Annotated in this window: 13 protein-coding genes; 7 read left to right on the top strand and 6 right to left on the bottom strand. The window is 67.3% G+C overall.

All coding sequences use genetic code 11. The annotated features are described in order from the left end of the window. The first annotated feature begins 8 nt into the window (after window positions 1–8). Window positions 9–473, top strand: coding sequence for a YybH family protein (locus tag ABDJ85_RS13655; RefSeq protein WP_347705332.1), 465 nt, complete (start codon window positions 9–11; stop codon window positions 471–473). Between the two features lie 90 nt (window positions 474–563). Here ABDJ85_RS13655 and ABDJ85_RS13660 read toward each other — a convergent pair whose 3' ends face one another. Beyond that, window positions 564–3,530: a TonB-dependent receptor plug domain-containing protein gene (locus ABDJ85_RS13660; RefSeq protein ID WP_347705333.1), complete on the bottom strand. Its 2,967-nt coding sequence runs from the start codon at window positions 3,528–3,530 to the stop codon at window positions 564–566. A 495-nt stretch (window positions 3,531–4,025) separates the two neighbouring features. Here ABDJ85_RS13660 and gntR point away from each other — a divergent pair, with 495 nt between their 5' ends. Next, window positions 4,026–5,072, top strand: a complete 1,047-nt coding sequence (gene gntR / locus ABDJ85_RS13665) for an HTH-type transcriptional regulator GntR (protein WP_347705334.1) — start codon at window positions 4,026–4,028, stop codon at window positions 5,070–5,072. 16 nt (window positions 5,073–5,088) lie between these two features. Here the strand turns inward: gntR and ABDJ85_RS13670 are convergent, their stop codons facing one another. From ABDJ85_RS13670 to ygfZ, 5 genes are all read right to left on the bottom strand, one after another. After that, complete coding sequence (locus ABDJ85_RS13670) at window positions 5,089–7,443, bottom strand: GH36-type glycosyl hydrolase domain-containing protein (protein WP_347705335.1); 2,355 nt, start codon at window positions 7,441–7,443, stop codon at window positions 5,089–5,091. Between the two features lie 7 nt (window positions 7,444–7,450). Next, on the bottom strand, window positions 7,451–8,806 hold the full coding sequence (locus ABDJ85_RS13675) for an MFS transporter (protein ID WP_347705336.1): 1,356 nt from the start codon (window positions 8,804–8,806) through the stop codon (window positions 7,451–7,453). Then, window positions 8,803–9,282, bottom strand: coding sequence for a gluconokinase (locus tag ABDJ85_RS13680; protein WP_347705337.1), 480 nt, complete (start codon window positions 9,280–9,282; stop codon window positions 8,803–8,805). Before ABDJ85_RS13680 ends, ABDJ85_RS13675 begins: the two co-directional genes overlap by 4 nt. A gap of 211 nt (window positions 9,283–9,493) precedes the next feature. After that, window positions 9,494–9,742: a DUF4936 family protein gene (locus ABDJ85_RS13685; protein ID WP_347705338.1), complete on the bottom strand. Its 249-nt coding sequence runs from the start codon at window positions 9,740–9,742 to the stop codon at window positions 9,494–9,496. Between the two features lie 8 nt (window positions 9,743–9,750). Beyond that, window positions 9,751–10,641: a CAF17-like 4Fe-4S cluster assembly/insertion protein YgfZ gene (gene ygfZ / locus ABDJ85_RS13690; RefSeq protein WP_347705339.1), complete on the bottom strand. Its 891-nt coding sequence runs from the start codon at window positions 10,639–10,641 to the stop codon at window positions 9,751–9,753. A 48-nt stretch (window positions 10,642–10,689) separates the two neighbouring features. On the opposite strand from ygfZ, the gene mltG reads away from it, so the two are divergent. Genes mltG through ABDJ85_RS13715 form a run of 5 tightly spaced genes read left to right on the top strand, consistent with a single transcriptional unit; the run spans window position 10,690 to window position 14,571 of the window. After that, on the top strand, window positions 10,690–11,682 hold the full coding sequence (gene mltG, locus ABDJ85_RS13695; RefSeq protein WP_347705340.1) for an endolytic transglycosylase MltG: 993 nt from the start codon (window positions 10,690–10,692) through the stop codon (window positions 11,680–11,682). An 11-nt stretch (window positions 11,683–11,693) separates the two neighbouring features. Then, window positions 11,694–12,335 carry a dTMP kinase gene (gene tmk / locus ABDJ85_RS13700; protein WP_347705341.1) on the top strand — a complete coding sequence of 214 codons (642 nt, stop codon included), beginning with the start codon at window positions 11,694–11,696 and terminating at the stop codon, window positions 12,333–12,335. Beyond that, window positions 12,332–13,339, top strand: coding sequence for a DNA polymerase III subunit delta' (locus ABDJ85_RS13705; protein ID WP_347705342.1), 1,008 nt, complete (start codon window positions 12,332–12,334; stop codon window positions 13,337–13,339). The genes tmk and ABDJ85_RS13705 overlap by 4 nt, the downstream gene beginning before the upstream one ends. A gap of 9 nt (window positions 13,340–13,348) precedes the next feature. Further along, window positions 13,349–13,780, top strand: a complete 432-nt coding sequence (locus ABDJ85_RS13710) for a PilZ domain-containing protein (protein ID WP_347705343.1) — start codon at window positions 13,349–13,351, stop codon at window positions 13,778–13,780. Beyond that, window positions 13,780–14,571, top strand: a complete 792-nt coding sequence (locus ABDJ85_RS13715; RefSeq protein ID WP_347705344.1) for a TatD family hydrolase — start codon at window positions 13,780–13,782, stop codon at window positions 14,569–14,571. Before ABDJ85_RS13710 ends, ABDJ85_RS13715 begins: the two co-directional genes overlap by 1 nt. Window positions 14,572–14,573: the final 2 nt, after the last annotated feature.

Below are 14,573 nucleotides of genomic sequence, written 5' to 3' on the forward strand. Positions count from 1 at the left end.
GCCCGTTCATGAAACGTCGTCACGCCTTGCTCGCCTCCACCTTGCCCGGCGCTGCGCTCGCAGCCTCCACGCCAGCGCCTGCCTGGCTGAGCCCCGAGGATCAGGCCCGCCGCAAGGCCGAGGTGACGGCCACCGAGACGGCTTTTGCGGCCAGTATGGCGGCGCGTGACCCCAAGGCTTTCCAGAGCTTCCTGGCGCCCGACACGGTGTTCGGCATGGGCCGCAACCCGGCCATGGGCATCGAGGCGGTGATGAAGGTCTGGCTGCCGTTCTTCGAGGGGCCCAAGGCCCCCTTCAGCTGGAAGCCGGACTTCGTGATGCTGGCGCCCACGGGCGAGCTGGCCTACAGCAGCGGGCCCGTCTACAACCCCGAGGGCAAGCTCATCAACCGCTTCCACTCGACATGGAGGCGCAAGGCGGGCGGTGGCTGGGAGATCGTGTTCGACCAGGGCGAGGCGGTCTGCGGCACCTGATCCACGCGGCGTCGGCCCCATAGAAAAAGGCCTCCCGTGGGAGGCCTTTTTCATGGCAGCCAAGCGGGGCTTGTGGCCCCGTGGCTCCGATCAGTAGTTCAGGCGAGCGCCGATGCGGTAGACGCGGCCGAGCACGTCGAACAGCGAGGGGTTCACGCCATAGCCCGTGTTGGTGCCGGGGGCGTTGGGCGGGGTGACGTCGGTGACGTTGTCGATCTTGAAGTAGGCGGTGATGTTCTTGTTGATCTTGTAGCTACCCGACAGATCAAAGTACGTCGCGCCCTTCATCTGGTTGTTGTCGATGGTCTGGTGCTGAGCCGTCGAGACTGGGCAGTTGGTCTGGCACTCGATGAACTCGTTGCTGTAGACGCCCTTGCTGATGTAGCGCTGAGCGAACGAGAGACTGACCACTTCGCCTTCCCAGGTCTGCGAGAACTGGGCCTTCCACTTCGGCGTGTCGCCGAGGTTGACGCCCGCACGCTCTGCCGGGATGGTGCCGATGATGCCGGACGTGACCAGGAAGCTCTTGGTCCGGGTGCCCAGACCACGCAGCGTGACCTTGCCGGGCATGCCGATGCCGGCGAGGCTGAAGCGGTACAGACCTTCGAGGTCGTAGCCCTTGTTGCGCATCTTGGCCAGATTGAAGGCCTGCAGCTGCACGTACTTGACGGGGCTGACCAGGTCCATCGCGGCGCAGAACTCCTGGTTGCCGGCGGCGCACAGGTCAACTTGCTGTTGGGCGCCGAAGGTGGAGATCACGTCCTTGAGCTTGATGTCGTAGTAGTCGAACGACAGGCTCAGGCCAGGGGCCCACTTCGGGTTGGCCAACACCAGGCCGATGCTCTTGTTGTCAGCCAGCTCAGGGCGCAGGTTGACGTTGCCGATGGTGCGCTGCTGGACGTTGTAGGTGTTGCCCAGGTAATTGACGGCCTGGTTGATCACCACCGGGGCGGCGAACAGTTCAGACAGGTTGGGGGCACGCACGTCGCGCGACATCACGTAGCGCAGACGCAGGCCATCAACGCCAGTCTTCCAGGTGGAACCAGCCTTCCAGCTGGTGATGCCACCGGCCGTGCTGTACTGGGTGCGGCGCACCGCCACGTTCAGGTTGGCATCGCCCATGCGATCCGACTTGAACAAGGGGGCGTTCATTTCCACGAAGCCTTCCTCGACGTTGTAGGCACCCACCGCAGCGTGGTAGTTGCCGGCAAACCAGTTGTTGCCCACCGAGGTGTTCAGCAGCGGGTCAGCGGGGTACTCGGCCGTGTTGGGCGTGGCGGGATAGACGCCGTTGCCGTACGGGTCGCCGGTGACCCAGTAGCCTTCCTTGCGAGCTTCGGCGCCCAGCGCCACGGCAACCGGGCCGGCCCAGTTGGAGAAGGGCTGGCCGTTGACGTTGAAGCTGGCGACGGTCTGGCGCTGCGTCGAGAGCTGGCGCGGGCCGACGGCCGGGAACACATAGGCCAGGGCGCCGGCGTCTTGCACCACATCGCCCAGGATGTTGAGCGGCAAGCAGCCCGAGGAACGCGCCACCGGGTTGCGACAGACGATGCTGCCGTCGGGCAGCTTGATGGCATCGATGGCCTGGTTGAAGCGCGGGTTCAGCATGATGTTGCTGACCTTCAGATCGATGTGGTTCTCGCCGTGCTCGAGGTAGCTGTCATAGGACCAGGTCGTGCCCAGGCCAGAGAACTTGCCGTTGGCACCGATCACGAAGCGCTTTTGCTCGCGCACCGGATTGACTTCGATGTCCTTGGGCTGGTTGCCGTAGGCGGTACCAAACTTGAAGCTCGTGATGCCCTTGTCCACGCAAGCCTGCTTGATCGAGGCCGGCACGTAGGGGTTCTCGCACTGGATGGTCAGGTTGTCGAGCTTGGGCGAGCCGGGGTTCGGGGTGTTGCGGGCATCGGTCTTGGCGAGGTTGACAGTGAAGTAGACCTCGGTGTCGTCGTCCAGCTCATAGCTGGCGCGGCTGTAGAGGACCTGGCGCTTGAGGTCCATGCCCATGGTGGTGCCGCCACCGATGGTGCCGGAGAGATCACCACCCACGCAGAACGGGGTGATACAGCCGGTGACGCCGCCGGTGCCGTTGGGCACGCCGTTGGAGCCGTACTGGAACTGGTAAGGCACGCCGTCCTTGCCGAAGGCCGTGCCTTGCAGCGGGCCTTGGGTGATCAGGCCGTACTTGGAGTACTGGAACTGCTGGGCGTTGCGGATGTCGAAGAGCTGCGGCTTGCCGTCGGTCGTTTGGCTGGTGGGGCGCTGTTGCCAGGCCGGGTTGTTGAACCAGGTACGGCCGTTGGCGCCAATGCCACCGAAGCGGGGCGAGGGCACGCCCTTTTCGCGGACGACTTCGGCGCTCACGGTGATGTGGGCGCGGTCGTCCATGAAGCTGCGGCCCCAGGCCATCTGCAGCGCGCCGGTTTCGTCGTCGCCGTAGTTGGTCTGGCCGCCTTCGATGTTGGCCTTGAAGCCCTTGAAGCGCTTGTCGGTGATGAAGTTCACCACGCCGCCCACGGCATCAGAGCCATAGGACGCGCCGGCACCGCCGGTCACCACGTCCACTTGCTGGATGAGGATCTGCGGGAACTGGCTGATGTCGGTCACGCCGGTGACGTTGGCCGGCACCACGCGCTGGCCGTCCAGCAGCGTCAGGGTGCGGATCGGGGCCAGGCCGCGCATGCTCAGCGAGCTGAGGCCTTGCAAGCCGCTGCTGGTGCTGTTGGTGAAGGTGGCGCGGCCGGTGCTGCCTTGCAGAGCGGGCAACTCGACGATGCTCTGGAAGATGTTCGGGTGAGCCTGCTTTTCGAGGTCCGACGCATTGAGTCGCGTGGTGGGCGTTGGCTGGGTGAAGCCGCGCTGCGCAATGCGCGAACCCGTCACCACCACGGGCGTGAGGATGTTGGAGCCTTCGTCGGCCTTGGCGGCGGCTTGATCAGCCGCTTCGGGTTCGGGGGCGACGGGGTTTTGGGCGTCAGCCATCGCTGCACCGGCCATCAACGCGCAGGCGCTGAGGGTGGCGAGGTGGATGAGCTTCAGTTGTCCGGGGGAACGCATGCTGGAGTCTCCTGCTGTGGTGCGCTGCCTGAGCAGCGCTTGTCTTGGGTCGTTGAGGCGGAGCGAGCAGATGGGGCCGGCGCATCCGATTGCCTGGGGGGACTGCAATCTAGGGAGGACAGCGCTATCCCGTTCTGCAAAAAAACAGCGGGTCTGATGGCCCCGCCACGTGAGGGCCTGAGCCCGTCCACCCCAACACAAGCAACTGCACACACCAGTGCCATGGGTGGATTGCGCTATCCTAGGGATCGAATTTGCAGACTGGAATGAGGGATAGTCATTAGAAGTCTGCGCAACACAACAGCGGCAACTAAACATTTCAGGGAGCTGACAGCCGGGGTTGGGGTTTCGCTGCAAGGCCCTGAATTGGCGGGAAGCCACGCAGCCTGACGGCCGTGGATTGCGGGGACACTCACGGACTTTCGTCCCGAGCCGCCGGACGGTGCCATGTGCAGTCCCGGCAGTTCCTTCCCAGCCAAAAGCGCCGCTATCAAGATGCCCAGCCGTAAACCGTCCGCCCCAGTCGCCGCCAAACGTAACCGCGCCACGGGCCGCGTGACCTTGGCTGACGTGGCGCAGCATGCGGGCGTCAGTCCCATCACCGTGTCGCGGGCCCTGCGAGGGGAGCGCGCCGTGGGGGCCGACTTGGTAGAGCGCGTGCGCAAAGCCGCCGATACCCTGGGCTATGTGCCCGACCCAGCGGCGCGTGCGCTGGCCTCCAGCCGCAGCACCCACGTGGCGGTGCTGATCCCCAACTTCAGCAACACGGTGTTCGTGGAGCTGATGGATGCGCTGCAGCGCACCCTCGTGCAGGCGGGCTACCAGACGCTGATCGGCGTCACCCACTACGACCCGGCCGAGGAAGAGGCGGTGCTGCGCAGCATGCTGGCCCATCGGCCGGCGGGCCTGATCATCACAGGCTTGGACCGCACGCCCGCCGCCACGGCCTTGATCGCCGGCAGCGGCGTGCCCTGCGTGCACGTGATGGAGCTGGCCCAGGACGAAGACGACTACAGCGTGGGCTTCTCGCAGCAAGAGGCCGGCGCTGCCATCACGCGGCATCTGGTGGAACTGGGACGCAAGCGCGTGGTCTACGTGGCCGCCCAGCTGGACCGCCGCGCGGTGCAACGGGGCGAGGGCTATGACGCCGCGATGCGGCATTACGGCCTGGCCGAGCACATCCGCTGGTACCAGAGCTCGGAGCCCTCGTCGATCTCGCTGGGGGGGCGCATGCTGGAGCGTGTGCTGCGCGAGGCACCCGACACCGACGCCATCTTCTTCTGCAACGACGACCTGGCCCAGGGCGCGTTGCTGACGGCATTGCGCTTGGGGCTCAAGGTGCCCGAGCGCGTTTCCATTGCCGGCTTCAACGACCTGCCGGGCAGCGAGCAGATGTTGCCGCCGCTCACCACCGTGGCCACGCCGCGGCGCGAGATCGGTGAGCAGGCCGGGCAGATGATCGTCGACCTGATCCGCGGCCGTGAGGTGGAGAAGCGCCGCCTCGACCTCGGCTTCCAGATCGTCAAGCGCCAGAGCGCTTGAGCAGGCGAAGCGCCCGTCAGGGCAGCTCGACCTCGACCTTGTAGACGCGACCCGCCACCAAGCCGGTCAACACGGGCTGCGCCTGCAAGACGCCATCCACGCGGACCAGGCGTTGCGGCACGCCGGTGCGCCGCACCTGCAACTCGACTTGCGCGCCCCGGAACTGCCGCACCGCGCGCAGGCTGGGCCAGTTGTCCGGCAGTTGCGGCTCGATGCGCAGGCCATCACGGCAACCGCGCAGGCCGCACAGGCCCTCGATCACGCAGCGGTAGGCCCAGGCGGCCGTGCCGGTGTTGAAGAGCTGGCTGGAGCGCCCGGCCGTACGCGGGTACTGCTTGTGGGCGCCCCGGTAGTAGTTGGGGATGAAGACCGGCATCTGGCCACGCTGCAGCACATCAGCCTCGTCGGGGCCCGGGATCATCTGGCGCAGCAGCTTGTAGGCACGGTGGCTTTCGCCGGTTTCGTACAGCGCAAAGATGTAGAAGCTGGCCGCGTGGTTGTAGACGGCACCGTTCTCGGCCGAGCCCGGGTGCTTTTGCGTGACGCGGCCGACGTCGTCGCGCATGCGCGAGTAGGGCGGGTTGAACATTGCCACGCCATGCGGCGTTTCCAGCTGCGACTCGATCTCCTGCAGCATGCTGGCGCGTTGCGCCGGGCTGGCTGCGCCGCTGAGCATGGCCCAGGACTGCGGGTTCAGGTAGATGCGGCCCTCAATGTCTGACTGGATGCCGAAGGGCACGTTGTTGTCCGTGATGCCACGCGCAAACCAGGCCCCGTCCCACAGATGCCGGTTGGCCGCCGCATTGAGCTGCGCACTGGAAGCGCGCCAGCGTGTGGCGGCCTCGTTGCGCCCGGCGGCTTCGGCGATGCCAGCCCACAGCAGCATGGCGTAAGCGGCCGCCACGGTCAGCCAGCCGGACACGCCCTTGCCCTTGTAGCCCACCATGTTCATCGGGTCGCACCAGTCACCCTGGGCGATGAAGGACAGGCCCCGCGCATCGCGGTCCTGGTAGAGCCAGCCCATGGCCCGCTCCAGGCGCTCGGCCACGCTCAGCACGGCGCCGCTGGTGTCGGTGACCATCACGTCGAGCAGCGCGTAGTCGCCGGTCTCGTCGAGGTAGCCCTGCAGACACACCGGCAGCCACACGCAGTGGTCGGTGTGCGGCACCTGGTTGATGTACTTCAGCTCGGCGCCTTCCACGAGCAGGATGCCATCCGGCATGGCGCCCGTGGCGGCCTGCTGGCTAAGCGCGTGCAGCAGCGCCTTGCGCGTGACCTCGGGGGCGATGTAGGCCATGCCGAGGTTGTCCTGCAGGTAGTTGCGCGTCTGCGGGTCGGTGGACAGGCGATTCACGTCGCCGTGATAGAAAACCTGGCGCGGCAGCCAGTGGTTGATGAAGTTGTCAAACGCAGCGTCGGGCGTCTCGATCTGGACGCAGCCGCGGCCGCTGTCCACGTAGGCTGCATAGGCTGCGCGCGTGCGCTCGAAGCCGGCCTCGCTCAGGTAGGTGGCGCGGACCTGGGCGATCTCGGCATCATCCAGCGCGGGGCCGAAGAGGAAGCGCAGGGTCTCGCTTTGCGTCGCGCCAAGTGCCAGTCGGTATTGCACGGCGGCGGCCGGCGTCTCGTAGCGGGCATCGCCATTGGCCAGCAAGGGCGCGGCCAGGCCGCTCGGGGCGTGCAGGCCCCCTTCGCCTTCGAACGCCGCTTGTGCCGCTTCCCAGGCATCCGGTGCGCGCTCGCACAGGAAGTAGGTTTTGTCCTTGAGGTGCTGGTTCTTGAAGTAGTCGGCGACCTTTTGATAGGGCGTGATGCTGCTGGCGACGACGCCGCCCAGGTCGGCCCGGTACTCGGCCGACTGGTTCATCCACGACATATAGCCAAACGGGAAGTAAGGCACCACGCTGACCCGGCGCGGCCGGCCCGAGAGGTTGGTGACGCGCACGGTCCAGAGTTCGACCACATCGTCCGTCGGCAGCATCAGCTGCATCTCGATGCGCAGCCCCAGGTGCTCGACCACCCAGCCCAGCTCGTGGCGCCCGGTGATGAAGCGAAAGCCATCGACCTTGGCGCGCACCGGCTCATAGGGCGCCGAGAACAGCTCGCCGGTGTCGTCGTCTCGCAGGTAGACGAAGCGGCCGGGGTGGTGCGCGTAATAGGCCTGCTCCGGCTGCATGAAGGTCTTGGCCTCCAGGTTCGGCGCGTGGGCGTACTTGGCGGGCTCAGGCTGCATGAACTGCGCGGTGGCATAGCCCCGGCAGGTCATCTGGATCATCATGCGGCGGTTCCAGAGGAAGCCGCCAGCCAGGGGCAGGGCAGTGGGGCTGGTGAGCTCGTAGCGTTCACCGCCGTCGATGGGACCGAGCAGCATGGTGTTCTCAGGCAGAGGTTGTAGCGGCCTTGCGCGCGGCCAGATCGGACTGGATGCGCGCCATGGTGGGGTTGTCGAGGGTGTAGAAGATCATGATCACGGCGGCCAGCAGGGTGAAGACGGCCGGGATCACCGACATCAGCCACACGATGCCCGCCTGTGATTCGGATGACTGCACGGCGTTGGGCACATAGCCGAGCCAGGAGAAGAGGGCGCCGATCACGGCCACCGCGCCGGCCGTGCCCAGCTTCTGGGCGAAGGAGCTGGCGGCGAAGGTCATGCCCGTGGCACGGCGGCCATTGCGCCACTCGTTGAAGTCGGCCGAGTCGGCCAGCATCGAGAAGTTCAGCGGCGACTTCGGCCCTAAGGCCAGGCCCAGCGCTACTTGCAGCACGTACATCGCCACGATGTTGTCGTTGGGGACGAACAGGAAGGCGGCCGACAGCACCGTGGAGATCAGCATCAGGCCGATCATCAGCTTGCGCTTGTCGAAGATGCGCGTGAGCAGCGGCGTGCAAGCCGTGCCCGCCGCAGCGGCCAGCAGATAGGCGGGCATGAAGGTGGCCAGCAGCTCGGGGCGGTTGACCACGTACTTGAAGTAGTAGGCCGCACTGGTCATGCGCATGGTGATGCTGAGCATGATGATCAAGGCCAGGATGAACAGCAGGATCCAGGGCAGGTTGTTGCGCAGGTCCGCCAGGTCCTGCCGGACCGTGGCCGGCGCGGCCTGCACCGGCTTGACGCGCTCATGCGTCACGCTGAAGGTGAAGGTGAAGATCAGCGCCGCTGCCACGCCCCAGCACACCATGGTCAGCGTCCAGCCCAGCGCGGGGTCCGAGCCGCCCAGCGCGATCACGAGCTTGGGCGACACGTAGGTAACCAGGGTGCCTCCCGCAAAACCGCAGAAGAAGCGCGAGGCATTGATGGCATTGCGCTCGCGCGCATCGCCGGTGATCACGCCGGACAGCGCGCTGTAGGGCAGGTTGGCGCCGGTGTAGGCCGTCATCAACAGCAGATAGGTCACCGTGGCCCAGATGAACTTGCCCGTGGGCCCGAGGTCGGGCGTCGAGTAGGTGAGCACGCCGAGGATGGCCATCGGCACCGGCATGAAGAGCAGAAAGGGCCGGAACTTGCCCCAGCGCGTCTGCATGCGGTCGGCGTAGGCGCCGATCATGGGGTCGGTGAAGGCGTTGAAGATCTTCACGATGAACAGCATGCTCGCCGCCGCGCCTGCCGTGATGCCGAACACATCCGTGTAGAAGATCAGCAGGAAGGTCGAGATGTTGGTCCAGTAGAAGTTGAACCCCATGTCGCCCATGCCGTAGCCGACGATCTCGCGTTTCTTGAGCGGTGGGTGCGTCATGGCGTGAGCGGTTGAAGTAACCAGTGGCAGATCTGAGCTTGCAGCTCAGGCAGGGGGCGGGTCGCATCGACACGCAGCACGCCAGCTTCACCCACGGGAGACTCCAGGGTGTTGAACTGGCTGTCGATCAGGTGAGCCGGGAAGAAATGCCCGCCGCGCACCTCGATGCGCCGGCGTGCCTCGCTTTTGTCGAGGTCGAGGAAGACAAAACGCAGGTCTGGCGCTGCCTGCCGCAGTTGGTCGCGGTAGCTGCGCTTGAGCGCAGAGCAGGTCAGCATCACGCCGGGTTCGCTGGCCAGTTTGCCGGCCAGTGCGGCCAGCCACCCGGCCCGGTCGGCGTCCGTCAGCGGCTGGCCCTGCGCCATCTTCTGGCGGCTCGTGTCGCTGTGGAAGTGGTCACCTTCGATCCAGTCGCGCCCCAGGGCTGACGCCACGGCGGTGGCCACGGTGGATTTGCCGCAACCGGCGACTCCCATGAAAACCAAGGCGGGAGTGGAGTGAGTCATGAACAGAAACCAGCAAATGCGAGGGCTGCCGCCCGGTGACGGTGGCAGCCAAGGGTCAAGGGGAGGTCCACGCCAGCCGATGGCATCGGCATGGAATTGGATAGCGCTATCCTAATGTGCCACCTCGCCAAACGCCCAGCGGGGTAACCCCAGGAAGCAGGGCGTGCAGCCTACCTGAGCCTCAGGCCAGAGGCACAAAGTGCTCCAGATGGCGCTCACCGCTGATCCAGGCTGCCAGGGCAGCGGCGATGCGCGGCTCGGCGTCTTCAGGTGCGCCGTCGTAGACCTCCATCCAGGTCTGCAGCCCCTGCGGGCCTTCCGGGCGGCGCATCAATCGAGGCTCAAGGGACGCACCCCGTGCAGCGCGGAAGGCGGCCAGCGCCGCAGCGGCGTCAGCCTCCCGGACCCGGTAGTAGACGTACAGCGCCACGGCGTTGCTCAGTCCTGCGCTGGAATCTCGTAGGGCAGGGGCCGCAGCGTCAGCGCCGGCCCATCGGCCGCGCGCAGGTGCATCGGGCCCGCGTCCAGCGCCGCGAGCTTGACCTCGGCGGCCAACAGGCTGACCCCATCTCGGAGCGCCACGCCGGCCACCAGGCCCGCCGGCTGCTCAGGGTCGGCAGCGGTGAAGAGGTTGTCGCCCACTGCCGCCTCGGCATCGGTCTCGAAGAGCTGCAACCGGCGCTTGAGCGTGCCGCGGTACTGGCTGCGGGCCACCACCTCCTGGCCGGGGTAGCAGCCCTTCTTGAAGCTCACGCCCCCCACCACTTCCAGATTGATCATCTGGGGGACAAAGGCCTCCACCGTTGCGCTGCGCACCCAGGCGATGCCCGATTCAAGCTCGGCCCAGGCCCAGTCGGCCGGCGTGGCGCGCGGCAGATCAGGCGCGGCCTGGGCACTGGGCTGCACCCAGAGCGCACGGCCCTGGCCCGGCGCGGCCGGCAAGGCGATCTGCACCGCATCGCCCGCCGCCTGCAGCGCCCACGCCTCGGCCGGTGGCGTGCCAAGCAGGCCCCACACCGCCAAGTCCTGGCTGGCATCGCTGAGCTTGCACTTGGCGCGCAGCACAAACATCGAGAGGCGCTTCAGCGTGGCCGGAAGCAGCTCCAGGGGCAGGGCCAGCAGCAGCTCGTCGTCACTGGCCTTCCAGCCCACCATCGTGGCCAGCAGGCGGCCCTTGGCGGTGCAGTAGCCGGCCAGCCGGGCATGTTGTCGGTCCAGCAGGCTGAAGTCCTGCGTCAATTGGCCGTGGAGGAAGGCGGCGGCATCAGCGCCGCTGGCGCGGATCACGCCCCAGTCAGTCAGGGGCAGTGCGTGGGCAGGAGCAGTCATGGCCGAAATTATCATCAGCCCCTTGGAGAGCTCACCCGGGATGGGGGCATGAAGTGGTTGTTGCGGGCTTTGCTCGCGCTTGTTTTGCTGGCCGGCGGCCTGGCCGGTTCCGTCTGGTGGTGGCTGGACCGCCCGCTGCCCCTGGCATCGGCCACGGTGGAGCTCAACATCGAGCCGGGCACGCCACCGACCGAGGTGGCGCGTGCCTGGGTGGCTGCTGGCGTGCAGACCGACGCGCGCCTGCTCTACCAATGGTTCAAGTGGTCCGGGCGGGCCAAGGCCATCCGCGCCGGCAGCTACGAGATCCAGGCCGGCATCAACCCACGCGGCCTGCTCGACAAGATGGTGCGCGGCGAGCAGGTGCTGGAGACCCTGCGCCTGATCGAAGGCTGGAACTGGCGTCAGGTGAAGGCCGCGCTGGCCACTGCGCCACACCTCAAGCAGACCTTGGCCGGCCTCAGCGATGCCGAGCTGATGGCCGCCTTGGGCCGGCCGGGGTTGGCGCCTGAAGGGCGCTTCTTCCCCGACACCTATGCCTACAGCCGGGGCGTGAGCGACCGCACCGTGCTGCGACGGGCGCTGGCCCACATGGACGACAAGCTCGCCACCGCCTGGCTGCAGCGCGCGCCCGATTTGCCGCTGCGCAGCCCTGACGAAGCGCTGATCCTGGCCTCCATCGTCGAGAAGGAAACCGGCACCTCGGCGGACCGCAGCAAGGTCGCCGCGGTTTTCGTCAACCGCCTGCGCATCGGCATGCCGCTGCAGACCGACCCCACGGTCATCTACGGACTGGGCGAGGCCTTTGACGGCAACCTGCGCAAGCGCGACCTGCTGGCCGATACGCCCTACAACACCTACACCCGGGGCGGCCTGCCGCCCACGCCCATCGCCATGCCGGGGGTGGCCTCGCTGCAGGCAGCCCTGCACCCTGCCAGCACTAAGGCCCTGTACTTCGTGGCTCGCGGTGACGGCAGCAGTGAGTTCAGCGAAGACCTCAGCGCACACAATCGCGCCGTCAACAAATTCCAACGCGGACGCTAGAGCGCCCCTGCATGAGTTCGAGATTCATCAGCTTCGAGGGCATCGACGGTGCCGGCAAATCCACCCACATCGCGGCCGTGGCCGCGTGGTTTGAGCAGCGGGGCGACACCGTCGAGCTGACACGCGAGCCAGGCGGCACGCCGTTGGCCGAGACCCTGCGCGGCCTGGTGCTGAGCCAACCCATGGACGCGATGACCGAGGTGCTGCTGATGTTTGCCGGCCGGCGCGACCACATCGTCCAGCGCATCCAGCCGGCCTTAGCCCAGGGCAAGACCGTGCTGTGCGACCGCTTCACCGACTCCAGCTTCGCCTACCAGGGCGGGGGTCGGGGTATCCCCGAGCCGCAGCTGAACACCCTGGCCGATTGGGCCCAGCGCACGCCAGACGGCTGGGTCGAGCCCGAGCTGACCCTGTGGTTCGACCTGCCCGCCGCCCAAGCCGCCACACGCCGCGCCGGGCGCGAGCAACAGGCTGGCGAGACGGCGGATCGCATCGAGACCCAGGAGCTGGTCTTCTTCGAGCGCGCCCGCGAGGCCTTTGCGCGCCGCGCAGCGGCCAATCCGGCGCGCATCGAGCGCATCGACGCCAGCCTCAGCGTCGAAGCCGTGTGGCAGCAGGTGCTGGCCGTGCTTGTGCGGCGCTATCCGGCATGAAGGCGCTGCTGCCCTGGCTTGACGCGCCGCTGCTTGATGCGCTGCAGCGATCGCATTCGCACGCCCTGCTGGTGCAGGGCCCGGCGGGCGTGGGCCAACTGGAGCTGGCCATGCTGCTGGCGCGCAGCTGGTTGTGCGAGAGCCCGGCTGCCGTCCACCAACGCCAGCCCGGCTGCGGGGATTGCGCCAGCTGCCGCCTGTTTGCCGCCGGCACGCACCCGGACTTCCAGCTGCTGCTGCCCGAAGCCCTGGACGCCGCCTGCCGCGAGGCCCTGGGGCTGCCGGCCGAGGAGACCGCCGAGCCCAAGGCCGGCAAGGCCAAGCCCAGCCGCGAGATCAAGGTCGATGCGGTGCGCCAACTGCTCGGCTTCGCCCAGGCCACCTCGGCCCGGGGGCGCGCCAAGGTTGTCGTTATCTTCCCGGCCGAGGCGCTGAACGCCGTCGCAGCCAATGCCCTGCTCAAAACGTTGGAAGAGCCCTCGGGCGTGCTGCGCTTTGCGCTGGCCACGCACGACCCCGCCGGCCTGTTGCCCACCATCCGTTCGCGTTGCCAGAGCCTGAGCCTGCCCCTGCCGCCCACCGACGCGGCCGAAGCCTGGCTGGCAGGCGAGGGCGTCGAGCCCGCGCTGCTCAAGGCTGCAGGCGGCCGACCACAACTGGCGCGCGAATGGCACGAGGCTGGCCTGCGTGCCCAGGCTTGGTCCAGCCTGCCTAAGCGTGTGGCGCGCGGCGAGGCGGCCGCGCTGGCCGACTGGGCGCCGCCACGCGCCATCGATGCCCTCCAGCGCGTTTGCCACGACCTGCTGCGCCGCTGCCACGGCCAGCCTGGGCAGTACTTCGACACCGCCGCCTTGCCGGCCTGCAGCCGTGTCCAGCCCCTGCTGGCCTGGGAGCAGCAATTGCGCCGTGCAGCCCGCCATGCCGAGCACCCGCTCAACGCCGGGCTGCTGATCGAGAGTCTTGTCACGGCCGGGCAGGCCGCGCTGGCCCAGGCTCATAGCTAAACTCGCTCCATGGTCACCGAAGCGAACTCCAAGTCCGGCCCCCTGACCCAGTTCCCGACCTCGGTGTCCGGCACCGTGGCCAACCCGCCCGCCACCGGCGGCACGCGCCCGAGCGTGATCCAACTGGTGTTCCGCGAGAAGAGCGCGCTTTACGCCGCTTACATCTCGGCCTTCACCGATGGCGGGCTTTTTGTGCCCACCACGCGCGACTACAAGCTCGGCGAAGACATCTACCTGCTGTTGGCACTGCCCGAGGACACGCAGCGCTACCCGGTGGCCGGCAAGGTCGCCTGGATCACACCGGCCAATGCCTCCGGCGGCCGCACCCAAGGCGTGGGCGTGCGCTTCCCGGGCGACGAGAAGACCCGCATCATCAAGGTCAAGATCGAGGAACTGCTCGGAACGTCCGTGTCGTCATCTAAGCCGACGCAGACACTCTGATGTTCATCGATTCGCATTGCCACCTCAGCTTCCCTGAGCTGGCGCAGCAGTTGCCCGACATCCTCGCCGCCATGCGCCAGGCGCAGGTCGATGAAGCCATCTGCATCTGCACCACGATGGAGGAGTTCCCGGCCGTACACGGCCTGGCGACAGGCCATGCCCAGCTCTGGTCCACGGTCGGCGTCCACCCCGACACCGAAGGCCTGCGCGAGCCCAGCCTCGACGAGCTGGTGCAACAGGCTCAGCTGCCCCGCGTGGTCGCCATTGGCGAGACGGGGCTCGACTACTACCGCCTGAACGGCCGCAGCCTGGCCGACATGGAGTGGCAGCGCGAGCGCTTCCGCACCCACATCCGCGCCGCGCGCAAGCTGAGCAAGCCCCTGGTGATCCATACCCGCTCCAGCAGCGCCGACACCCTGCGCGTGCTCGATGAAGAAGGCGGCGAGCAGGCGGGCGGTGTGTTCCATTGCTTCACCGAAAGCGCCGAGGTGGCGCAAGCGGCCATCGAGCGCGGCTACTACATCTCGTTCTCGGGCATCGTCAGCTTCAAGAACGCGCAAGACCTGCGTGATCTCGCCAAGGCCCTGCCGCCCGATCGCATCCTGATCGAGACCGACAGCCCCTACCTGGCGCCCGTGCCCTTCCGGGGCAAGCTGAACACCCCCGCCCTGGTGCCCCACGTGGCCAAGGCCCTGGCCGAGGCGCTGGGCTGCAGCGTGGACGAACTGGCTGCGCAGACCACGGCCAACACGCGAAGGCTCTTCAAGCTGCCTGCCCCTGGAGGGCACTGAGC

Source organism: Roseateles paludis, assembly GCF_039872745.1.
GTDB classification, from domain to species: domain Bacteria; phylum Pseudomonadota; class Gammaproteobacteria; order Burkholderiales; family Burkholderiaceae_C; genus Pelomonas; species Pelomonas paludis.

What these genes read in the sequence shown, in the direction of transcription:
- ABDJ85_RS13655 (WP_347705332.1), top strand. Translation starts at nt 9, where the DNA reads ATGAAACGTCGTCACGCCTTGCTCGCCTCCACCTTGCCCGGCGCTGCG.
- ABDJ85_RS13660 (WP_347705333.1), bottom strand. Translation starts at nt 3,530, where the DNA reads ATGCGTTCCCCCGGACAACTGAAGCTCATCCACCTCGCCACCCTCAGC.
- gntR (WP_347705334.1), top strand. Translation starts at nt 4,026, where the DNA reads ATGCCCAGCCGTAAACCGTCCGCCCCAGTCGCCGCCAAACGTAACCGC.
- ABDJ85_RS13670 (WP_347705335.1), bottom strand. Translation starts at nt 7,443, where the DNA reads ATGCTGCTCGGTCCCATCGACGGCGGTGAACGCTACGAGCTCACCAGC.
- ABDJ85_RS13675 (WP_347705336.1), bottom strand. Translation starts at nt 8,806, where the DNA reads ATGACGCACCCACCGCTCAAGAAACGCGAGATCGTCGGCTACGGCATG.
- ABDJ85_RS13680 (WP_347705337.1), bottom strand. Translation starts at nt 9,282, where the DNA reads ATGGGAGTCGCCGGTTGCGGCAAATCCACCGTGGCCACCGCCGTGGCG.
- ygfZ (WP_347705339.1), bottom strand. Translation starts at nt 10,641, where the DNA reads ATGACTGCTCCTGCCCACGCACTGCCCCTGACTGACTGGGGCGTGATC.
- mltG (WP_347705340.1), top strand. Translation starts at nt 10,690, where the DNA reads ATGAAGTGGTTGTTGCGGGCTTTGCTCGCGCTTGTTTTGCTGGCCGGC.
- tmk (WP_347705341.1), top strand. Translation starts at nt 11,694, where the DNA reads ATGAGTTCGAGATTCATCAGCTTCGAGGGCATCGACGGTGCCGGCAAA.
- ABDJ85_RS13705 (WP_347705342.1), top strand. Translation starts at nt 12,332, where the DNA reads ATGAAGGCGCTGCTGCCCTGGCTTGACGCGCCGCTGCTTGATGCGCTG.
- ABDJ85_RS13710 (WP_347705343.1), top strand. Translation starts at nt 13,349, where the DNA reads ATGGTCACCGAAGCGAACTCCAAGTCCGGCCCCCTGACCCAGTTCCCG.
- ABDJ85_RS13715 (WP_347705344.1), top strand. Translation starts at nt 13,780, where the DNA reads ATGTTCATCGATTCGCATTGCCACCTCAGCTTCCCTGAGCTGGCGCAG.